Source organism: Phormidium sp. CCY1219, from assembly GCF_055795085.1.
This window is the reverse complement of the sequence record NZ_JAYFEQ010000875.1, coordinates 1-22,066: the sequence shown is the minus strand read 5'-3', so window position 1 is coordinate 22,066 and position 22,066 is coordinate 1. Positions and strand designations below refer to the sequence as shown.

At 52.2% G+C, this 22,066-nt stretch carries 17 protein-coding genes; 9 read left to right on the top strand and 8 right to left on the bottom strand.

The window, feature by feature from the left end; all coding sequences use genetic code 11:
• Nucleotides 1–77: 77 nt before the first annotated feature.
• On the top strand, nucleotides 78–1,673 hold the full coding sequence (locus AC0QH1_RS28665) for an Hsp70 family protein (RefSeq protein WP_324634858.1): 1,596 nt from the start codon (nucleotides 78–80) through the stop codon (nucleotides 1,671–1,673).
• A gap of 282 nt (nucleotides 1,674–1,955) precedes the next feature.
• Here the strand turns inward: AC0QH1_RS28665 and AC0QH1_RS28660 are convergent, their stop codons facing one another.
• Both AC0QH1_RS28660 and AC0QH1_RS28655 read right to left on the bottom strand, forming a co-directional pair.
• Nucleotides 1,956–3,254, bottom strand: coding sequence for a DUF6745 domain-containing protein (locus AC0QH1_RS28660; protein WP_324634857.1), 1,299 nt, complete (start codon nucleotides 3,252–3,254; stop codon nucleotides 1,956–1,958).
• The gene (locus AC0QH1_RS28655; RefSeq protein WP_324634856.1) at nucleotides 3,241–3,534 is read right to left on the bottom strand and encodes a hypothetical protein; all 294 of its coding nucleotides are present in this window, start codon (nucleotides 3,532–3,534) and stop codon (nucleotides 3,241–3,243) included. Before AC0QH1_RS28655 ends, AC0QH1_RS28660 begins: the two co-directional genes overlap by 14 nt.
• 446 nt (nucleotides 3,535–3,980) lie before the next feature.
• Here AC0QH1_RS28655 and AC0QH1_RS28650 point away from each other — a divergent pair, with 446 nt between their 5' ends.
• Nucleotides 3,981–5,003, top strand: coding sequence for a hemerythrin domain-containing protein (locus tag AC0QH1_RS28650; protein WP_324634855.1), 1,023 nt, complete (start codon nucleotides 3,981–3,983; stop codon nucleotides 5,001–5,003).
• Nucleotides 5,004–5,992: 989 nt separating this feature from the next.
• Here AC0QH1_RS28650 and AC0QH1_RS28645 read toward each other — a convergent pair.
• Entirely contained in the window at nucleotides 5,993–7,552 is a 1,560-nt protein-coding gene (locus tag AC0QH1_RS28645) for an FAD-dependent oxidoreductase (protein ID WP_324634854.1), read from the bottom strand.
• A gap of 218 nt (nucleotides 7,553–7,770) precedes the next feature.
• On the opposite strand from AC0QH1_RS28645, the gene AC0QH1_RS28640 reads away from it, so the two are divergent.
• Nucleotides 7,771–8,157, top strand: a complete 387-nt coding sequence (locus tag AC0QH1_RS28640) for a hypothetical protein (protein WP_324634853.1) — start codon at nucleotides 7,771–7,773, stop codon at nucleotides 8,155–8,157.
• Between the two features lie 77 nt (nucleotides 8,158–8,234).
• Nucleotides 8,235–9,296: a CAF17-like 4Fe-4S cluster assembly/insertion protein YgfZ gene (gene ygfZ, locus AC0QH1_RS28635; protein WP_324634852.1), complete on the top strand. Its 1,062-nt coding sequence runs from the start codon at nucleotides 8,235–8,237 to the stop codon at nucleotides 9,294–9,296.
• Nucleotides 9,297–9,373: 77 nt separating this feature from the next.
• On the opposite strand, the gene AC0QH1_RS28630 is transcribed toward ygfZ, so the two are convergent.
• Both AC0QH1_RS28630 and AC0QH1_RS28625 read right to left on the bottom strand, forming a co-directional pair.
• Nucleotides 9,374–9,676: a (2Fe-2S) ferredoxin domain-containing protein gene (locus tag AC0QH1_RS28630; protein WP_324634851.1), complete on the bottom strand. Its 303-nt coding sequence runs from the start codon at nucleotides 9,674–9,676 to the stop codon at nucleotides 9,374–9,376.
• 346 nt (nucleotides 9,677–10,022) lie between these two features.
• Nucleotides 10,023–11,003: a cysteine synthase A gene (locus tag AC0QH1_RS28625; RefSeq protein ID WP_324634850.1), complete on the bottom strand. Its 981-nt coding sequence runs from the start codon at nucleotides 11,001–11,003 to the stop codon at nucleotides 10,023–10,025.
• Between the two features lie 14 nt (nucleotides 11,004–11,017).
• Here AC0QH1_RS28625 and AC0QH1_RS28620 point away from each other — a divergent pair, with 14 nt between their 5' ends.
• Together AC0QH1_RS28620 and AC0QH1_RS28615 are read left to right on the top strand one after the other, a co-directional pair.
• Nucleotides 11,018–11,173 carry a hypothetical protein gene (locus AC0QH1_RS28620; RefSeq protein ID WP_324634849.1) on the top strand — a complete coding sequence of 52 codons (156 nt, stop codon included), beginning with the start codon at nucleotides 11,018–11,020 and terminating at the stop codon, nucleotides 11,171–11,173.
• Nucleotides 11,174–11,403: 230 nt separating this feature from the next.
• Complete coding sequence (locus AC0QH1_RS28615; RefSeq protein ID WP_442957381.1) at nucleotides 11,404–11,676, top strand: hypothetical protein; 273 nt, start codon at nucleotides 11,404–11,406, stop codon at nucleotides 11,674–11,676.
• 395 nt (nucleotides 11,677–12,071) lie between these two features.
• Here AC0QH1_RS28615 and AC0QH1_RS28610 read toward each other — a convergent pair whose 3' ends face one another.
• Complete coding sequence (locus AC0QH1_RS28610; protein ID WP_324634847.1) at nucleotides 12,072–13,031, bottom strand: MDR/zinc-dependent alcohol dehydrogenase-like family protein; 960 nt, start codon at nucleotides 13,029–13,031, stop codon at nucleotides 12,072–12,074.
• 901 nt (nucleotides 13,032–13,932) lie between these two features.
• Here AC0QH1_RS28610 and mnmG point away from each other — a divergent pair.
• The 3 genes from mnmG to AC0QH1_RS28595 all read left to right on the top strand — a co-directional run bounded on the left by mnmG (nucleotide 13,933) and on the right by AC0QH1_RS28595 (nucleotide 18,162).
• Nucleotides 13,933–15,846, top strand: a complete 1,914-nt coding sequence (gene mnmG / locus AC0QH1_RS28605; RefSeq protein ID WP_324634876.1) for a tRNA uridine-5-carboxymethylaminomethyl(34) synthesis enzyme MnmG — start codon at nucleotides 13,933–13,935, stop codon at nucleotides 15,844–15,846.
• A 195-nt stretch (nucleotides 15,847–16,041) separates the two neighbouring features.
• A complete protein-coding gene (locus tag AC0QH1_RS28600; RefSeq protein WP_324634846.1) occupies nucleotides 16,042–17,448 on the top strand; it encodes a hypothetical protein in 1,407 nt (468 codons plus the stop codon).
• A gap of 132 nt (nucleotides 17,449–17,580) precedes the next feature.
• Nucleotides 17,581–18,162 carry a TIGR04376 family protein gene (locus tag AC0QH1_RS28595; RefSeq protein WP_324634845.1) on the top strand — a complete coding sequence of 194 codons (582 nt, stop codon included), beginning with the start codon at nucleotides 17,581–17,583 and terminating at the stop codon, nucleotides 18,160–18,162.
• A 723-nt stretch (nucleotides 18,163–18,885) separates the two neighbouring features.
• Here AC0QH1_RS28595 and AC0QH1_RS28590 read toward each other — a convergent pair.
• Both AC0QH1_RS28590 and AC0QH1_RS28585 read right to left on the bottom strand, forming a co-directional pair.
• Complete coding sequence (locus tag AC0QH1_RS28590) at nucleotides 18,886–20,370, bottom strand: glutamate synthase subunit beta (RefSeq protein ID WP_324634844.1); 1,485 nt, start codon at nucleotides 20,368–20,370, stop codon at nucleotides 18,886–18,888.
• A gap of 1,261 nt (nucleotides 20,371–21,631) precedes the next feature.
• A complete protein-coding gene (locus tag AC0QH1_RS28585; protein WP_324634843.1) occupies nucleotides 21,632–21,868 on the bottom strand; it encodes a hypothetical protein in 237 nt (78 codons plus the stop codon).
• Nucleotides 21,869–22,066 lie beyond the last annotated feature (198 nt).

Genomic DNA, 22,066 nt, shown 5'->3' with positions numbered 1-22,066 from the left:
TCGCCCTGGTTTTACGGGCACTTTTTTCGATAGCATAGAACCGTTCACTCAAGTTGTGGTTAAGTAAAGAAAGCCCAATGGCGATCGCAATTGATTTTGGAACCAGCAATACCGTAATTGCACGCACCAATCCCGCCACCGGAGAACCGGAAACGGTAAAACTGCCGCGCATTTCCTGGCAGGTGGGTCAAAATCCCCCTTTAATTCCCAGTTTGCTTTATGTGGAAGATGCCAGCGCTGAGACAGTCCTCATCGGACAGGAAGTGCGCGATCGCGGTGTGGATTTGAAATCCGACCCGCGATTTTTCCGCAGTTTCAAGCGCGGTATCGGATCGGATGTCCAAGGTTTTCTCCCGGAACTCGACGGGCAAACCGTCAGCTTCGAACGGGTGGGGAAATGGTTTCTCTGCCAACTGATCCATCGGGTTCGGCAAGTTCCCTTGCCCGTGGAGTCGTTGATACTCACCGTGCCGGTGGATAGTTTTGAAGCCTATCGCCACTGGTTGGGGCAAGTGTGCCAATCTCTCAACGTAGAACAAGTGCGAATGGTGGACGAACCCACCGCCGCTGCGTTGGGCTACGGACTGGCGGAACGAGAAAACCTCCTGGTGGTAGACTTTGGCGGGGGAACCCTGGATTTATCGTTAGTGCGACTCGATCCGAGTACGGCGAAGAAAAAAACCTTGGGATTTCTGCTGAAATGGGGCGACAACATGTTAGCAGAAAAGTCCGGTCAGAAGGTGAAAACTGCCAGAGTTTTGGCGAAATCTGGCAAAAATTTGGGCGGCAGCGATATCGATAATTGGCTGGTGGATTATTTCGGGAAAACCCAAGGAGTGCCCAAGACGCCGTTAATTACCCGGTTGGCAGAACGCTTGAAAATTAAGCTTTCGTTGCAACAAGAAGCCAAAGAGGTGTATTTTAACGATGAAACTTTGGAGAGTTATGAGTTGGCTTTAGACCGCGATCGCCTGGAGAATATTTTGCGGGACAATGCTTTTTTTGAGCGCCTGGATGAGGCGATGAATCAGGTGCTACAGCAGGCGAAACGACAGGGGTTAGAAGTGACCGATATCGATGGGGTTTTGTTGGTGGGAGGAACCACGCAAATTCCGGCGGTGCAAAATTGGGTGCAGCAATATTTTGATGCAGATAAAATTCGCAGCGATCGCCCGTTTGAAGCAATTGCCCAAGGCGCACTGCAACTGGAGCGAGGCATGGAAGTGAAAGATTTTCTGTATCACAGTTACGGAATTCGCTATTGGGACCGGCGGAATAAACGGCAGAGTTGGCATCCGTTGATTAATGAAGGACAACCCTATCCGATGTCGAATCCGGTGGAATTAGTGTTAGGCGCTTCTGTGGAAAATCAGCCCAGTATCGAGTTAATTATTGGCGAGTTAGGGTCGCAAACTGGCGGCACGGAGGTGTATTTTGATGGCGATCGCCTGGTGACGCGCAGGGTAGGAAGCGATCGGGTAACGGTCCAACCCCTGAACGACAAAGAAGGGGCACGCAGTATTGCCGAACTCGATCCGCCGGGAAATCCGGGCAGCGATCGGGTGAAGGTATTTTTTCAGGTAGACGAACAGCGTTTTTTGCGGATTACGGTAGAAGATTTGCTTACCGATCGCACCTTGTTGGAGGATAAAGCAGTGGTCAAATTGAGTTAAATCAAACCCGGCATAATTCCCCTCATTCCACCCCCCACGGAGAGTCCCCAAACCCATGACCGTAACGGGAAGCGGTGCGTCACCCCCGCAGAAATTTGGTGGATGTGCGCGATCGGTTGGCGGGGGTGACGCACCCTACGTCCCCAAACCAATGACCAAGGACAAATGACAAATGACCTTTGGACAAATGACCAATGACAAATGACCTTTGGACCAATGACCTTTGGGCAAATGACCAATGACCAATGACCAATGACCAATGACCAATGACCTTTGAGCCGTTTAACTTTCCACCACAAATTGTTCGGGGTCGATATCCCAATTCACCCAGCGAATGGCTTCGCGGGCTGAAAAAATATGGGGCGGAACGCGGGTGGCGTGGATGTAGCCGGTGCTCGGACAGGTCATTTTTAAGAGATGAATTGGCTCGATATCCACTTCATTTTCGATTCGTATGAGGGTATATTCTCGCCAAAAGTCTAACTCTACCGCATCGAGTTCTTGACAGATGCGGCTGTAACCAATTCCTTGGATTAAGACGCGCCGCAGTTCGGCATTCGATTCGGTTAAAAGCCATTCGGATCGCCATAAATTGGGATGCAATCTGCCGTAGCGGGGGGGCAATCTGACGCCTTGAAAGGCATAGATGGAATACCCATCCGCCCAGGCGATCGCTGCTTCCCCTTCGGCGTGTAGGCGGCGATCGCTGTCGAATGAGATCTTGATGGGGCGATCGCACACCAAACAAGCGTTTTCCAAAGGCAATGTTAAGCCACATTCGGTTGCTAACCCCATGTAAGCCTCCCACTCGGCGCGATCGCAATCGCAACCGAGTACGGAAATACAAAAATCCAGAGTCGCCATCGAACCGGCTTGTAGATTGTGCGCTAAATTCCACACAAATCCCATCCCACCCACGAGTTGCAGCAAGGGTTGGGTCATTTGCCGTTCCAACTCGCGCACCCAAGGTTGGTTCGCCATCGGCTTCCAGAAGGTTTCTTCCAGTTGCTGCGACAGGGGTTCCCCGATATGCTGCCAGAGAAAGTCTCCCACTTGTGTCAGGGGTTCCATCCCGGGGATTTTCAGCAGTTCTTGGCGCATTTCCCGCTCCTGCTGTTCCCACATTTGTCGCAATATCCCCTCTTGCCACTCGCCCCACAATTGGGTCAGCAGTTCCCCATCTTGCCCCACTAGGGTATCTTGCAGGACAAACATCATTAGGGGAAAGTCCTCGGGGGACAATTCGTTCTCTAGTTCGATCCAGAGGCTGTCTTCCACCTGTTCTCGCACCCGATCGCCGATCGCGGTGCCCAAGGAAGCCAGCAGGGGTGCGCCCCACTGCTGGGCCAGGGCTTTGGGAGATTGCTGTAGCAGCATTTGTCGCAATGCATCCGGGGTAGTGAGAAACACGATGTCCGGTTCTGGCAGGCCCAGTGCCGCGTAAGTGGTTTTCACGGCGCGTGCGGCTTTCTCCCGGTTTATCGGCTGACAAGAAAAGGTGCGTTCGCGCCATTCGTCCCGATAAACCGGAAGCAATACCTCTTGTTCTAGAGTGAGAGAGGCGATTTTAGTCTGCGACATAGCGCCATCCTTCGGGCTGATATTCCCGCTGGATCCGCACCATCCAGTGTCCTTGGGGAATATCAATGGCTTTGTGTTCTTCGTGAATTAACGTGGCGCGATCGGACAAGACGCGCAGATAGAGGGTGCCGTTTTCTTCATACAGTTCCGCTTCTCCGTTGCTGATGCGGTGGGAGTGCCCCGTCACCTCGCCTTCCGCTAGGGTCAGGTGGCGCAGCTTTTTCCCCCGAGAGGTTTTCACCGATTGCAAAAGGACGTCCCCTTGTCGCATGAATTGCATGGTTTTGGCTCCTAATTTTTTTTATGTTATGAGAATCTAGGGTTGCCCAGATTGGGGCAATGCTATTTTAACTCAATTTTCTCAATTTGGGGGCGCAGGGACAGAAAAGGGCATTCTGGCATGGGAGAGGGGGTAATGGTTCTGCGATCTACTCACGTTCGGCAGAACTATCTCCCAATCTATCCCTGGAGGGCGGTGTGGGGGGAAGGGGGAATGAACTCAATCCGGGAGCCTTTCGCCTGCTTTGCACGGAGTGGGAGAGGGATTTTGGTAGCGGATTTTACTGGAGCCCCGAGTATTTATACTGATGAGAGGCGGTGAATTGCCCTCCGATTCGGGGTGGCGATCGCCACGATCTGTCTAAAGAAGGATGTAGTTTGCCGATCGCTCTTCTAGAGTGAGAAAGGAATCAAAAACACCAACTCGAAAAAGAGGAGAACACTAATATGGCAGTGCAACTACAAGATGCCAAGCGCATGGCGATCGCCACGAAGCTAGCAGATATGAAAGCACTACAAAATCTGGTGATTTCCAATGAAGAGGCACTGATGCAGGCAATTTCCGATCCGGAAATTCGCGATCGATTTGAAGAAATGCTCGAAGATGACCGCAAAAACCTCGGCATCATCGAAACCACCATCGTGCAATACGGCAATCAATCCAATCCGCACGAAAAAACCCAACAAATGATTGACAAAACTCGCGAACTCATGTCAGGTTCCGAGCTGAGTCTGTATGAAAAAATCGCCGAGCATGAATTGCTCAAACACGCTCAAGTAATGACCGGACTCATCGTCCACAAATCCGGGCAAGTCGTCGGTGCAGATATTGAAGAAGCCCTGACGCCTCTCAATACCGTTAACTTTGAAAATCGCACCCATCAAGAACAACTGAAGGGAATTCTCGAAGTCATCGGCACTCGCGAACTCACCGGACAAGATCCAGAACAAGGTGTCTGGGGTCGCGTGCAAGATGCTCTCGCCGCATTAAGTGGTGTGTTTGGTGCCGCCGCCAGTCGCACCAAGGGCGATATGAATATCCTGGAAATCATCTATGAAGATCACCGCAAGGTAGAAACCCTCTTTAAAGAAATTAAGAAAACCGACGATCCGAACAAGCGGCAAGAATTTTTCGGCCAACTTTTCAAAGATTTAACCGCTCATGCCAACGCGGAAGAAGATGTGGTTTATCCCGCCATTCGCGAGAAATTACCTAAAACACAACAGCTTTACGACGAGCAAGCGGAAATGAAGCAACTGCTCGAAGACATTAAATCCACCAGTGCTACTTCTCCCGCGTATATGGAGAAAATCCAACAATTGAAACGCATGGTCAAGGAGCATGTGAATGAAGAAGAAAGTAACATGTTTGCCCAATTCCGCCAGGTGATGAATGAAGACCAATTGGAGGCACTGGCCAAACAGTTTAAAGACGCCAAAAATCGCCATCAACAAGCAATGGTTTCGTAGATGTAATCCGGTTGTCCAAAGTTGGAATTAGATAGTTTAGGTAAGGAGTAAAGGGAAGCGATCGCTTCCCTTTTTTTTCCTCGATACTGAGGTTGTAGATGAGGGCAACTGCAGTTGCGCCTTCGCCCCTCTTCAACCGCCAACGCGACTCCTTAAAAAGTCCCGCCCCCTGGAAAAACTGGACCTATCCGGACGGAACATTCTCCTACGCGAGCTATTTTTAGGGGCAATCAACCGGACACCATCTTCTCATCGTTAGGGTTATCAATCCGGAGTGATGAGTCAGTAAAAAAAAAGTCCCGGTATCGAGACCAGGACTTTGATTAAAGTAAAATTAAAAATTGTATTGAAATGAGATACTAACCAAAACGCTCTACCTAAAACGTTTACGACCTCGGATCGCTCTGATGAGGCGATTAAACCTCCCACTGGTAGTAACAAAGTGCAGGAAGCGACAAAAACTCCACACCGTTTAGGGTTCAAGGCGCATAAGGGATTCGGATCGTCCGCACATCTGACGTCGCTCTCCTTCGACGTGCGGCTAAGAGCCACAGCGACAGAACTCTCTGCCGACCCGAATTTTCCGAATTTGCCGTGGGTAAACACATACCGGACTAAAGACCAGCAGTTTACTCAAACAGGCAAAACTGGATTATCGTTGGGTGAAAAGTTAGACTCGGCAACGTTTACGACCTTAGATCGCTCTGATGAGGTGATTAAACCTCCCACTGGTAGTAACAAAGTGGAGGAAGCGACAAAAACTCCACACCGTTGCTGTCCTAACTTGCAACAAGGCTTCGCGGATCGTCCGCACATCTGACGTCGCTCTCCTTCGACGTGCGGCTAAGAGCCACAGCGACAGAACTCTCTGCCGATTCGCGTTCGTTGCCTTGCTGTTTTTCAACTGTTGTATTTACAATAGCACCGATCGCATCTTGGGGTTATCCTTCTGCAGATGGACTTTCCCGGATTTGCGATCGCGAATTGTATCAGTCTCGGGAGGGAGTTGTCGATCCTCCTAAGAGAGCGCGCTGCTGCAACTCTTTAATCGGTGGACCGTTGAGAACCTCGCCAGTGGCGCTGAATCGTCCGCCGTGACAGGGACAATCCCAGCTTTTCTCTGCCGCGTTCCAATTGACGATGCAATGGGCGTGGGTACAAACCGGAGAGAGGGTGTGCAGGTTTCCGCTTTCGTCGCGATACACTGCCACTTGTTCGCCGCCGACTTCCGCGATTCTCCCTTCTTTTAGGGGCACTTGCGAAAGGGAATGGACGTCGCTTTTAAAGCGATCGCCGATAAAATGCTTGGCCACCTCAATATTTTCACTGAGGAACCCTTGTGCGGAGGCGACGAGGTTGAATCGGTTCGGATCGTAAAGCTTTGCCCAGGGATTCTTTTCCCCCAAAATGCTGTCTGAGAAGATTAACCCCGCAATGGTACCAAAGGACATCCCATTGCCAGAATAGCCGGTGGCAAAATGCAGGTGCGGGTGCAAGGCGCTACTCCCGATAAAGGGCAAACCATCCACCGGTTCGTAGAGTTGAGCAGACCAGCGATAGTCGATCGCGGCAATGGGATAGCGATCGCGCAGATATTGCTCCAAGTTGCGATAGCACTCGGTTTCGTCAATTTCTTGCCCGGTTTTGTGGTCTTCCCCGCCGACAATCAGCATCTCCCCTGCAGGAGTATTGTAGCGGCGAGTGTAATGATACGGTTGTGCCGTATCCCAAAACAGTCCCTTCGGGGCGCTGATGCCATCCAATCGCACGCCCATCACATAAGACCGATAGGGGGCTGCTTTGGTAGTTAGGGGCAAAATCTCCTGCATCTTCAACAAATCGTGAATCGGCATAATTGTCGCCAAGATGACCTCTTTTGCCGTAACCTTGCCCCCAGGGGTGGACATCGCGATCGGATCGCGATCCATGTCAATATCTAACACCCGACTTTCTTCGTAAATCTTTCCTCCCTCGCCGGTGAAGGCGTTGGCGAGACCTTGCAGATATTTCAGGGCGTGAAATTGTGCTTGATTGGAAAAGAGTATCCCTCCTTTCACGGGAAAAGGCAAGGGCACATCGGCGATCGCCGAAGCGCTGACCCCCAGCTTGCGGGCCGCTTGCGTTTCGCGTTCCAGTTGGGAAACTTCGGACTCGGACTCGGCATACAAATATCCGGACAAGCGCTCGAATTCGCAGTCTATTTTATCCGTTTTCACAAACGAAGCAATAGTTTCGATAGCGATGCGGCGCGATTGCACCACTCGTTGCGCTTGCTCTTCGCCTAAGCTGGCAATCAGTTGGCGATACCCCATATCCGGCACTTCGCTAATATGTGCGGTGGTATTGCCGGTGACGCCACTGCCAATTCGCGACGCTTCCAACAGAGCCACATTCAGCCCATTGCGCTGCAACAAGACAGCGGCGGTTAATCCGGTGATTCCACCCCCCACGATCGCCACATCCACGGAAATATCCCCGCTCAGTTGCGGGTATTTTGTACCTTCGCTGGTGGCATGCCAAATTGAGGCAGTTTTGCTTTGCTGATTCATCGGTGTTTCTTTACTCCAATGCAGGTTATTCCCAGCACAGCAGCGATCGCCCGGTTTCGCCATCCCCCTGCATACAGATTTTTCCCCACCCCGCCACCACCCCCAGAATTGACCCCACAGCAAGGGTTTTGGTGAAATGTAAATTTTTTTGAATTTCATAAAAATTCCTCAACCCCATTGAGTATCGTAAATGAAGAACCTCGATGGAGCGGCGGCTAATGAAACCAACGTTTAAAGATACAGTGGCGTGGCATCAGGCAGAAATCCTGATGCAACCGGCTTTAATTCGCGTTTTGGATAACCTCCGCAAGCATCTGGAAGTCTCCCCTTGGAAAGGCACCTATGAAGAAGTGCAAACTCCTTTCCCCGGTTACGTCCTCTGTTTGACCCAGGGAGAGTCACAACTGCGGTTTGATGTCTGGGAGATGTGCTTTCAAATCTGCTTTCTCGACTACACCCCCACCCATTCCTCCTCGGAATCCCGAGAAGTGGAAATAGACAGCAGTTTACTGGATGAAGAGGGTGAGGTGGACTGGAATCGTCTGGACGATAAGGCGAAACAGGTGGTTAGGGATATTTTTTCCCATTTGCCGTCGGTTTCATAGTTTGACCCTCGGCGATAGAAGGGTCAGCAATTCTGATAAGTTAGTAAAAGGTAATTCGAGCGCAATCAGGAGCAATAATGGATCGGGAATTACGCGACATACAGGCAAAAAATGGCGCGACATTTAACACCTCTGCCTCGGGAATCGAGGTGCCGATGAGCTATGGGAATGATGCAGAAGCGTTGCAGGCAGTGCGCGAGGGAGTGGCGTTATGCGATCGCTCCCACTGGGGACTCCTGCAACTCTCTGGCGCGGACAAACTTCGCTTTTTGCACAACCAAAGCACCAACGATTTCCAAAATTTGCAACCGGGTCAAGGATGCGAGACGGTTTTTGTCACCTCCACCGCCCGCACCATCGATATCGTGACCGCTTACGTCACCGATGATTCGGTGCTGTTGTTGGTCTCTCCCAACCGCCGCCAAAAAATGATGGAATGGCTCGATCGCTATATTTTCCCTGCGGATAAAGTGGACTTAAAAGATATCAGCGACACCACGGGCATTTTTAGCATAATCGGTCCGCAAAGTCGCAGTATTTTGGCACAACATGGCTTCTCTAGCGATGAACCTTTTGCCAGTCACCAAACCCTTACTCTCGGCGATGCAGACGTTCGCGTAGCAGTGGGCAGCGGTTTGGCAACTGAAGGTTTTACCCTGATTTTTGCGGCCAACCAAGGGCCTAAACTGTGGCAAACTTTGACCGATTCCGGGTCAATTCCCCTGGGAGAACAGTGCTGGAAACAACTCCGCGTCTCTCAAGGACGTCCCGCTTCCGACCATGAATTGACCGAAGATTATAACCCCTTGGAAGCCGGTTTGTGGCATAATATTTCTTTTGAAAAAGGCTGCTATATCGGTCAAGAAACTATCGCCCGTTTGAATACCTATCAAGGGGTGAAACAGCAACTTTGGGGCCTCAAACTCAGCGCCCCCGCCTCTCCCGGAACCCCCGTCACCATTGGGGAAAATAAAATCGGCACCCTCACCAGTTACGCCGATACCCCAGACGGCGCTTTTGGTTTGGCTTATATCCGCACCAAAGCCGGCGGTGTGGGTTTGCAGGTTAAGGTGGGTGACGCCGACGCCGAAGTGGTGGATGTGCCTTATTTAACTCGCGGATATCTCGCCGCCAAATAACAGGCAAAAAATCCGTTTAAACTCGTTCCTAGGTAAAACCTAGGAACGTAATTTTTGAGACTCTACCTCCCAACCGGTTAATTCTTCCCCTTTAATTCGCGATGAAATTTATCATAAAGCATTCCTTTTACCGGGTTTCCGCCTTTCAAATGTCGTTCCACTACCGCGGACACTTCATCGGGATGCACCCGCGAATACCATATTTCCTCGGGCAATACGAATACCATCGGACCATTGCCGCATTGTCCCAGGCAACTGCTTTCCTCCACCGTGACATTTTCTAGAGGATGCGATCGCAATGCCGCCAACACTTTCTTTGCCCCTTGTTTGCGACAAGTTCGATTGGTACATACCCGCACTCGTTTCGCCGATGAATTCAATTTATTAAACCCCAACCCAACAGCTTTTTAATTTCTATTATAACATCATCCTGCATCCGGTGGATGATTCATTCAAACGGGCGATTTTAATCGCGCCTCTACAAGCTAAGTCCGCCTACGCGGACTCATTTTTTTTACATTTTTTACCTCGCAAATTATATGGTGAATTCAAATAAAAAAATCGATAAAAATTTAATTGAACTCGTTCCCAGGCAGGAGCTTGGAAACGAGTTATGATGCAGATGAAATGTAGGGACAGGGCATGCCATGTACTGACAGGCAGCGGTCTAAATCGCGGTTTTAGAAAAATGATAGTAGACGCAAAATACCCTTTTCTCCAGACAGTTTAATCCCCTTGAAGTAACAGTCCTTTCGACTGCAAAAACTCGGAATTAAACAGCTTCGACTGATACCGCTGCCCGCTATCGCAGAGTACGGTGACAATCGTATGCCCGGAACCGAGTTCTTTGGCTAAAGCCACGGCAGCGCCCACATTAATGCCAACCGAACCGCCCATAAATAAGCCATCTTTTTCCAACAGTTGATAAACCACCCGCACCGCTTCTTTATCATCCACGCGGATGGCATCGTCGATGGGAGCACCTTCCATATTTTTGGTAATCCGACTGTTGCCAATTCCTTCGGTAATCGAACTTCCTTCGACGTTGATTTCTCCGGTTTTCACGTAACTATATAAACCACTGCCCATTGGATCGGCGACGACGCATTTTACCTCGGTATTTTTTTGTTTGAGGAACATCGAAACTCCGGCATAAGTGCCGCCGGTGCCGGTGGCGGATACCCAGGCATCAATTTTGCCGTCGGTTTGTCGCCAAATCTCCGGACCGGTGGTTTCGTAATGCGCCCTTCGGTTGGCTACATTATCGAATTGATTGGCCCAAATAGCATTGTCCATTTCTTCGGCAAGTCTGCCAGAAACTTTGACGTAGTTATTGGGATTGCGGTAGGGAACGGCAGGTACGGGGCGCACTTCTGCTCCCAAGGTTCTTAAGGTGTCTATTTTTTCTCGGGATTGGGTTTCGGGAATAATAATCAGGCATTTGTAGCCTTTTGCGTTGCAAATGTGGGTTAAACCAATGCCGGTGTTGCCGGCAGTTCCTTCTACAACGGTGCCACCGGGTTTGAGCAAACCTTTTTCTTCCGCATCTTGAATAATATACAGGGCGGCGCGGTCTTTTACCGACCCTCCGGGATTGAGAAATTCGGCTTTCCCGAGTATTTCGCAGCCGGTTTGTTCGCTAAAGCTGTTTAGTCGAATTAGGGGGGTGTTGCCCACAGTTCCGACAAATCCGTGTCTGATGTCCATGAGAATTCCTCTAGGTGGTTGTTGGCAAAATTATCCCCGATCGCGCGGCTTTAATGGGGTGGGTTTTGATGAGAAAATCAAAAGTTGGGTTAAAAATCGATAATCGGGTCACGGTGCGATCGCCCCACCCCCGATCGCAACCGCCGCGCGCCCCCGCCCAGCGATCGTAGGGGTTTTCACCTCGCCTCGATACTGGGGTGAAGTGGGAAACCGGATCCCTGCGACGGAGGAACATCCCTGCGTTTCTCTACGAGTCGAACGCAAAATCGTCTATTCTTGTGATTTTGCCATAAAATCTGGCCTTTGTCTGTGGGAATTGAGGATTTTCTGATTTTCTCCGGGCTTTGGCATGGTATGATATATCGTTATATTTTAAATGTCGTTTTTACAGTATTTGGCCGTGTTGCAATTCCTAAGACCTCTGATTCACGCAATCCAGCCATTTTTAGTCCCGATTTGTTTTGTTTTGGCATGGGTTCTGCTACTGATGATTGTCTGGAGCATTACCAGCGCGATCGCTTCTACGATTGCCAATGCCAAGCGAATGCATCAAATCCCCTGCAGCAATTGCGCCTTCTTTACCAACGATCATCGTCTGAAATGCCCGGTTCAACCTAAAATCGCTATGACTGAAAAAGCGATCGGCTGTATGGATTTTCGACAGCATTCGTAATTTGGTCATTGTCGATCGTGAATCTGTTATCCGGGAGTCCGTATCGGCAGATTTCAATCTGCCGCTATGCAATTAGCCCGCCTACGCGGACTAATTGCAATTTTTGAAACGCGATCGCGCAATTTACTCATTGTCGCTACGTGGCATTTGTCAAAGCATTGGTCAAAGCGGGCGATTGAAATCGCGCCGAGGCACAGGCAAAGCGCGAAGGGGCGACAGCGCTATAGTCCGCATGACGGGGACTGGGAAGTATGCTAGATACATAGAGCGATATTCGATCTTTGTGTGCGAGGAAAACCACCCCTGTAGGGACACGGCGGTGCCGTGTCCCGAACCCAATTTATCTCTCGCACCTTATTCACACAAAATATCTCACGGGCAGCGATCGCCGGGGATTATTCTTGGCCAATTTCCAGCAAGACTTTTAAGACGCCGCGAGTTTGGGCGCGATCGAACGCGGCGATCGCGTCATCTAGGGGATAGCGGGCGTGAATTAACGGCGTCACATCCAGGCGATTGTCCGACAGGGCGGCGATCGCCTTGTCAAACGGACCGCAACGAGACCCGATCAGAGTGATTTCATCCACCACCAGAGAAGACGCATCGATGGTTAAATCCCCCGCGTAGGTACTTTTCAGCACCAGGATACCCCGGGGACGCAAGGCGCGACGGGCGATCGCGAATCCGGCGGGGTTCCCGGTACATTCCACCGCAATATCGAACGCGCGATCGGTTAGCGCATCGGCGAACCCGGTTTTAATTCCGCGCGCCTCCAGGTTGTCCAACTTTTCCCGATGACGCCCGAGCGCCAGCAAATCGCATCCCGTCAGCGCCAGAGTTTGCGCCACCAATTGCCCCAACTTGCCATCGCCAACCACCAAAACGCGCTCGTTTGGGGTAATTTTAATTTGTTCTTGGATTTCCAGCGCCGCCGCCACCGGTTCGGTAAAGGTTGCCACATCTGTAGGAATACTTTCCGGAATTGGGTACAAATTTTTTACGGGCAAGCTCAGATATTCGGCAAATGCGCCATTGCGGTTGACAATTCCCAAAACCGTGCGGTTTTCGCAGTGAGTGGGTTGGCCGCTTTTGCAGAAACGACATTCGCCACAGCTTGCATTAATTTCCCCCACCACGCGACGACCCACCAGATTGTCCGGTCCGCTATCCACCACGCCGACAAATTCATGGCCCAGGACGCCTTGATAAGGATAGTAACCGCGCAGTAATTCCAAATCCGTATTGCAAATCCCCGCCCGCAAAACCCGCACCAGGGCTTCTCCTGCTGGCGGTTCGGGAATCGGCAGGTCACTTTTTAGCTGCAATTTTTTGTGGTCCAGCCACAGTCCTTTCATCGTGGTTTCCCCTCTGTTTTATGGTGCTGCTGTGTTATTGATTGTAATACGGATTCGACCGAGCGACGAGAACTCGCAGCGATGCAAGACGTAGGCTGGGCAATGCCTAACTTGCTAACAGGTTTTTTTGCGAGCGATCGGGTAGGCATTGCCCACCTTCTCCGAATTTTATACAGAAGCCCATCTGAGGGGATGGTGGACGGCGATCGCCCTACTTTCGGCTTCACCCTCTGCGAATAAGCGGTAATTCGTCAACAATTCGACAAATCTTGGTTGTAAAATCGGAGCGCCGACTCTCAAGGGTCAAACCAAACATTCTGCCACCGTTATCGGCGAGTATATTGCCACCAAAGCGCCTGTTTCGACTGATTGAAACGGGAACTCAACCACGGGAAAAAACGGGGTCACACCTTGAACGTAATAAATCACCGATGAGGTATCGAGATCGAGAGGAGATATACCCTCTAAAGCGGATTCTATCTTCATACGCTATCGGAACTCCCGGTTTCGGGATCTACCGACTTACCCCTGAGTGGGTTCACCCATTATCGAGCATCTCTTCCACCCAGCAAGTTCGGGGTCATGCCGGCAAACTCACTAATTTTATGCTAGGGTTTCGGCTGAGGGGGGGTTGTTTCATCTGTTCGGCTACTGTTTGGATTAACTCCAAACGTTCCTCATAAGAAAGCTGTTGCGGTTGTTTTAACAACGCTTGCGATAAAGGATTTATTGTTCTAACCTCCCGAAATTGTCTGGAAGTCCAATCTCTAGTGTGGCACCTCTAGAGGCGAATCGGCATCGATCCGAAAATCCAGGGGGCGATCGCCAAAGTTGCCCAGTGGGGAATCAAGCGATCGCCGCTATGATTAATAAAGAGTCCAAACCAACTCAAACCGAAGCGATAACCATGCAATCCCCAGAATTCCAAGATATTTTTGATGTTGTAGTCGTAGGGGCGGGGCATTCCGGTTGCGAAGCGGCACTCGCCACCGCACGCCTGGGGTGTCGCACCCTACTGTTAACCTTAAACCTAGATAAAATCGCGTGGCAACCCTGCAACCCAGCAGTGGGAGGGCCAGCGAAATCCCAACTCACCCATGAAGTGGATGCCCTCGGGGGCGAAATCGGCAAAATGGCCGATCGCACTTACGTGCAAAAGCGGATTCTCAACTCATCCCGAGGGCCGGCAGTGTGGGCATTGCGGGCGCAAACCGATAAGCGCGAATACGCCCGAGTGATGAAAAACATTCTCGAGACCCAAGAGAACTTGACCTTGCGCGAAGGCATGGTGACGGATGTAGTGCTCGGGGACAACGATGAAATTATCGGCGTCGAGACCTACTTCGGCGTTGCCTTCGGGTGCAAAACCGTAATTCTCACCACCGGCACCTTTCTCGGCGGCATTATTTGGGTAGGCAACAAATCCATGCCGGCGGGGCGGGCGGGAGAATTTCCCGCCGTGGGATTAACCGAGACCCTCAACCGCCTAGGATTTGAAACCGGGCGACTGAAAACCGGCACCCCGGCGCGGGTGGATCGGCGATCGGTCAACTTTGACAAAATGGAACTGCAACCGGGGGATTCCGAAGTGCGCTGGTTCAGTTTCGATCCCGAGGTGTGGGTAGAAACAGAGCAAATGAACTGCTATCTAACCCGGACCACCGCCGAAACCCATCGCCTAATCCGGGAAAACCTGCATTTGTCTCCCGTTTATGGTGGTTGGGTAGATGCCAAAGGGCCGCGTTACTGTCCCAGCATCGAGGATAAAATCGTCCGATTTGCGGATAAAGACGCTCATCAAATCTTCATCGAACCGGAAGGGCGGGACATTCCGGAACTGTATATCCAAGGTTTTTCCACCGGATTGCCGGAAAACTTGCAACTGGCAATGCTGCGAACCCTACCGGGGTTGGAAAACTGCGCCATGTTGCGTCCCGCCTATGCCGTCGAATACGATTACCTACCCGCCACTCAATGTTATCCCACGATGATGACCAAAAAAATCGAGGGGTTATTCTGTGCGGGGCAAATTAACGGCACCACGGGCTATGAAGAAGCCGCCGCACAAGGGATCGTTGCCGGGATCAACGCTGCCAAATTCGTGCGTGGGGAAGAGATGATGGTGTTCGCGCGCGAGCAAAGTTATATCGGCACCTTGCTCGATGACCTCTGTACCAAAGACTTGCGCGAACCCTATCGAATGCTCACCTCGCGGTCCGAGTATCGCTTATTGCTGCGATCGGATAATGCCGATCGCCGCCTGACGCCGGTGGGGCGCGAAATCGGGTTAATCGACGATCGCCGCTGGGAACTATTTACCCGCAAGCAGGAAAACATCGCCGCCGAAAAAGAGCGCTTGCACTCCACCCGGATTAAAGAGCGCGAGGAACTCGGGGTGGCGATCGCGGCGGATATCCAGCAAAAAATCAAAGGGTCGATTACCCTCGCCGAATTGCTCCGTCGCCCGGGTTTCCACTACTCCAACCTGAAGCGCTACCAACTAGACAACCCAGCGCTCACCCTAGCGGAACTCGAAGGGGCGGAAATCGACATCAAATACGCCGGCTATATCCAACGCCAACAATACCAAATCGAGCAGGTTTCCCGGGAGGAAAACCGCAAATTGCCCCCTGACTTGGATTATGCCAATATCTCCACCCTCTCCAAGGAAGCGCGGGAAAAACTCGCCGAAGTCAAACCCCTCACCGTGGGGCAAGCTTGTCGCATCGGCGGGGTGAACCCGGCAGATATCAACGCTTTGCTGATTTATCTGGAGGTGCGGAGACGTCAGGTGCCCACAGAGGTTTCCGCCTAACTCCCGGGGTGGAGGGCGCGCCCGCGAACCCTCCACCACCGATGCCCCAGGCCCAGAATTGTTGCAACTCGTAACAAAAGCTTGCGCGATCGAAAATCCAGTGGTAAGACTAAGCTAGACCCGTAAACCCGGGGGAAAAACCGCTGGTTCGCGCCGTAAAATAAAAAGCGATCGCATCACTTGATTAATAAAGCCATGTCTCAGGATGTTAGCACCAAAACCATAGAGTCCCAGCAAGCAGAAATTCCGGTCAATAGCATCGGCACCCCGGAGTGGTCCGTGGATAATTGCGCCGATCGCTTGATGGACGATTTGTTCGAAGATGTGGACCGGATTTTGTCCGGGGGTAGCCGCGCACGGAAACCCGCCGCACCGGATAAGGTATCCCTGCGATCGGTGCAAGTGCCGCAAATTGTCTTGCCCCCGATGATGGTACCGCAATCGGCCCGAGAAGAGGGGCAGATTGTGGAAGCCAAGGCAACCTCTACCTCCCAGAAGCCGAAAAAATCCGGCAAATCGTTCGATCGCTGGCTGTTGGGTTCCGCCTGTGGGTTGCTGCTCGTTACCTTGGGGTTGTGGTTGTGGAATCGCGGCTATTTACAGCAATTCGCGCTACAGTTTCAGCGGGCACCAGAAGCGGAAACCGTGGCAGCGCCGAAAACGCCGGAACAACTGAAAGCTGAAGCCGATGCGGAGTTTATCAACTACATGGAGCGATCGCTCGAAATTATGGACCGCAATGCTGCCGGCGAACCCACCGCATCGGTGCCGGCACCGAACTCGGCGTTACCGATTCCCGCACCGCCGCCGCCAGTTAACGTGACGGTGAATCCGAATCTGACGGTCCCCACGCCGAATGTGACGGTGAATACCCCGCATCAAGGGAATTTGGCGGAGGTCCTCAATCGGATCGCGATCGCCCTGGAACGAGGCATCAATCCCACCTTGGTGCAACCTAACCTCACGGTGCAGATTCCCAGAAATCCGGCACCGCCGCCGCAAACCGCTACCGCACCTACGCCGCCCACGCCGAAACCAGCACCGGCACCAGCACCGGCACCGGCACCGTCTCCCGCACCGTCTCCCGCACCGTCTCCCGCACCCACGGTGGCGGCTTCGCCAAAACCCTCTCCCGCCCCTTCTCCGGCGGCTGAGGAAGCACCCAAACCGGAAGAATCTCCCGCACCATCTCCGGCGGCGGAAACGCCTAAACCGGTGGGAAGACCCACGGCTTTATCGCCGCAAGTGGCATCCTCGGCACCGGCACCCTCGCCGCAACCCGCCGCTTCCGCTACGGCGCGAGAGCAATCTCCGGCGCAGGCGGAACAATCCTCGGAACCGGAACCGAAACCGACTCGGGCAGAAAGCACGACGCCGACGCCGACGCCCGCCACGTCTCAAGTCAGCCATGAGCTGGTGGGGATTCTGGAATTGGGCGATCGCTCTGCAGCGTTGTTTGAAGTGGATGGGGTGACTCGTCGGGTGAATATCGGGGAACGAATCGGATCGAGTGGCTGGAGTTTGGTGGAAGTGAAAGACGCAGAGGCGATCGTTCGCCGCAATGGTGAAGTGCGCTCGATTTTTACCGGTCAGTCGTTGTAAGGACTCCCGGCGGAAAGGGGCGATCGGCCCCTTTCTCCCCCGCAAGGCGCGCCACCTGCTCCCGATTGCCCTTGAAGCCCCATTTAAGAATGGAATAACATAGAAATGCAACTATGATTGGGAGTGCCTGCAATGGGTTTATTTGAAGATATGAGCCGATTCTTGGAAACCAGATTAGAGGAATTTATGCGGAATAATCCTCATCTGGAGTTGCAAGTCCTCGAAGAACAACTGCGCGAGCAAGAAGAAGATACCCTCAAACTCATTGCAGAGCTGCAACGCAAGGAGAAGCAATTACAAGATAACATTCTCTCCACCGCTCAAGATATCCAGCGCTGGCACGAACGGATACAAAAAGCCCAAGCCGCCAATCGCGATGATTTAGCTCGCGCCGCACAAGAGCGGGAAGCGGCGTTACTGCGCCAAGGAAATCAACTGTGGGGACAAATGCAAGGAGTGAAAGAACGAATCGAGAAAGGCAAAGAACTCTACCGTCAGATTCAAGTGCGCCGACAGGAAGTGCGAAGCAAAGCAGTGGAAGCCGAAGCCGCCCGCGCTCAAGCCCGCGCTCAGTCCTCGAGTTGGGATACCGGCTGGAATCAAAGTCAAAGTTATCGCAGCTTCAGCAGCGGCGCGGACCCGTTGGAGCAGGAGTTTCGCCGCTGGGAAGCCGATGATGAACTCGAACGGATGAAGCGCAATATGGGAAAATAGCTATTTTGAGATAAAATATAGAAATAGCAAGCCCGTAGGTCAGGGTGGGGCTAGGCGAACAAAGCCGATACTACGCGGGCTAATTCGGTGGGCGGCTATTTTCGGGGAGTATGTATAGATGCGATCGCTTGGGGCAACTGTTACCCCATGTGCTCCTACCTCTACCCCCGCCAATCCTTTAGAACAACGGCGCGCTCTCTACGACTTGGGGCGCGATCGCCCCCTCGCCAGTTGTCCCGATCTACCCCGCTTTCCCCTTGACCCGCACCAGGGCCACCCCCTCGGAAAATCACGCCGGTAATTCAAAATTCATCGGAATGGCAACCTTGCCCGTTTTATCGATAAAGCCAGCCGGCTTTTTCCCCGCAAACACCGCCGATAGCCCGTGGGAAAAGTCCCGGGCTGTATGTCGCCGGAATCCCCAACTCTGCCCGTTTATTCACGAACCCATCATCACCGCTATCGAGCTTCACCTCGATTGTGTCCGGGGTAGGAACTGCGGGTCTACTGTATTGGCAATCTGCAACCCCGGGCAAAAGATTGCAGCCATTTCGCCTCGGGTGATAGGGCGAAATGGCTGCAATTGTCGCACCGGGGGATACTCGATCGCCAGAGTATTCTCCATCTCCTCACCAGCCTCACGAGTCACCCGATGGGGGAGGAGAGGGCGGGAGGGAAATGCTCCCACCGCATCCCACGGAGAACAAGAGATATTCCGGGCGCTTAGGGCAAATCGGTGCTGCCCATCAGGTAGCGATCGCACTCGCGCGCTGCCCCGCGTCCTTCGTTAATCGCCCACACCACCAGGCTTTGACCGCGACGGCAATCTCCCGCCGCAAACACTCCAGGCAGGCTGGTGGTATATTTTTCGTGTTCCGCTTTCACATTAGAGCGCCGATCGCGTTCCAGTTTCAGGGCATCGAGGAGCGGTTGTTCCGGACCGAGGAAGCCCATTGCCAGCAATACCAGTTGTGCGGGAACCACTTTTTCCGTACCGGGCACCGGCTGGGGTACGAACCGACCTTGTTCGTTTCTTTCCCACTTCACCTGCACCGTATGCACCGCTTTTACCTGCCCCTTGTCATCGCCTTCAAATTTGGTGGCGGTGGTGAGATAAACGCGCGGATCGGCACCGAACTGGGCGGCGGCTTCTTCTTGTCCGTAGTCCATTTTGTAGACTTTCGGCCATTCGGGCCAGGGATTATCCGGGGCGCGTTCCATCGGCGGTTTGGGCATGATTTCCAGTTGCACGATGCTGTTGCACCCGTGGCGAACTGACGTGCCCACGCAGTCGGTTCCGGTATCCCCACCGCCGATAATCACCACATCTTTGCCCTGGGCAGAAATATAGGTGCCGTTTCTGTGGCGATCGAGGATGGCTTTGGTATTGCCGGTGAGGAAGTCCATCGCGAAGTGAATGCCTTTTAATTCGCGCCCTTCCACCGGTAAATCGCGCGGTTGGGTTGCACCGGTGCATAGCACTACGGCGTCATAGTCCTGCATCAGTTGTTCGGCGGTGACGTCTTTGCCCACTTCGGTATTGCAGACCACCTTTACCCCTTCTTTTTCTAGGAGTTTGATGCGCCGCAGGACTACTTTTTCTTTGTCTAGTTTCATGTTGGGAATGCCATACATGAGCAACCCGCCGGGGCGATCGGCCCTTTCGTACACCGTGACCCAGTGACCGGCTTTGTTCAGTTGCGCGGCGGCGGCGAGTCCCGCCGGTCCGGAACCGATAATGGCCACTTTTTTGCCCGTGCGTTTTGTGGGGGCCTCCGCTTCGATCCACCCTTCGTCCCACCCTTTATCGGCGATCGAGCATTCGATGTTTTTGATGGTCACGGGAGGGTTGTTGATGCCCAGGACGCAGGATCCTTCGCAGGGGGCGGGGCACACGCGCCCGGTAAACTCGGGAAAATTGTTGGTTTTGTGCAGGCGATCGAGTGCCTCGCGCCACCGCCCCCGATACACCAAGTCGTTCCATTCCGGTATCAAGTTGTTAATCGGACATCCACTCGCCATGCCACTGATGACCGTACCCGTATGGCAAAACGGGGTACCGCAGTCCATACAGCGCGCGCCTTGGGTGCGGAGTTTGTCCTCGCTCATGTGCTGGTGAAATTCATCCCAGTTCCCGATGCGTTCTTCCGGGGCGAGATCGGAGGGGATTTCGCGGAGATATTCGATAAAGCCAGTTGGTTTTCCCATAAGTGTGTCCTCTATTTAAACTTTGTCTGGTTCGGCGAAGGGTTAGGTTATTCTACTGTTACAATTTGCCGATTCGTTTCGGGTACTGTGCCTCGATCCGATGCTACAACCATCTATTCTTTTTATTAGCTTACATGCCCGCCGCGCGATCGCTTTTTTCTGCCCTTCCGGCTCTAATTTTCCCAGGTTTTTGGGCGAGATGGATCGGATGGATCGATTTTCAAGGATTCATAACCTGGGGGAAACCTTGAGGTTATCCGAGTTGCTATTTTGTCGCGCGATCGGGGGTGGTTTTTTTGGCTTTGTCAGTGGGTTGGTGTGGGATAAATGGGCCATGATATCGCGGTGATGAACGGTAGGTTGGCAAGCAGGACTCGACCTGAAACTGAGCGTTGGCCACGCCGGGAAGGGCGATCGCGTCCGCGACGCGGATCTATCGACGCTAATCCCCATGCACCTGCACGGCTTGGCGTCAGCCGATAATCCAGTGTCACAACTTCAGTCTACAGTTAAACCTTGAGAATTTTTATTGTTTGTCAAATTTTTTAATATTTCGTCTCGGATTTGACTCGGTTTTCCCAGATTCCCACTTCCAGGACTATCCGCCGACGTTTGGTTTTCCTGACTTTAACAATTTCTTAAGTTTTTCCCATTGCAGAGGGAGAAAGAATGATGGGGTGCAGGTGGTGTTGAATTGTCATGGCTAATGTCAGGATAAGTTAACAAAATGATGGCGTAAGCCCCGGGAATAATTGAAGACCCAGCCCATCTGGGTACATTCTCCTAACTGTATAACATTTTCAGCAGAGTTGGCCCTTTGCTTTGTCAGGGGAATTTGGCACAACTCTCGCCACCGATGGGCGCAGTGGAAGCCCACCTTTTATCGAGTCGGAAACGAAGAGAATATTTATACTAAAGATTAAAATTCACGGAAATCCAGGCGCGCTTTCCGGCAAATACTATTATTTGTGCTACCTAATTGGCGTTCCTGTCAGAAAACCCCATTGCATCCCAAGACGCGATCGAGTGTATAGCAGGTCTCTTTCTTGATTTGGCACGCAACGGAATAGTCCCTACCGCGCAGGCACCTAATCCAGAACAATTCTCTAGCTCATCAATATGAGAATCGCTAGATAGCAAATTTCTTTCTTCATGCGGTCAGGAGTCTTTACTGTCCCAACCTCGAGATGTACCTCCGAGGTGAAAAATACTCGCTCCTCACCAATACAAGAAGAACCACTATATTTCACTGGGATGTGGCTTAAGTGCTCAGCAACTCCACGGGGGAAAGCGTCTCGATCCAAACCTTCGCCCCGCAAGGTAGCGGCTTATCGGGTCGATACACCACTTCGCTAGATCCGGAAATTTTTACTTCAAACCCATACTCATTGCTGCTGCCGCGTTTGACGCTAATTACGGGTTCTTTTTCCTCTTGCTTGTTATTTTGCCGAATCTTGTGTTGATTGACGTGAATGTAGGTAATCGCAGATTTGGGCACAGGTTTCCATCGCGGTTTTGGGCCGCGAGTCCCTTTCCTGACTTGCGGCATTCCGTTGATTAACGGAATTGCCCAGTTTCTGCCGATTTTGAAGGCCCCGCAAACTCTCTGAGTTAATAAGAGTTTTCTCATATAAGAACCGGAAATCCCGAGTATTTGTGCTGCTTGAGTAGATCCTACTAGTATCATTGAAATGAA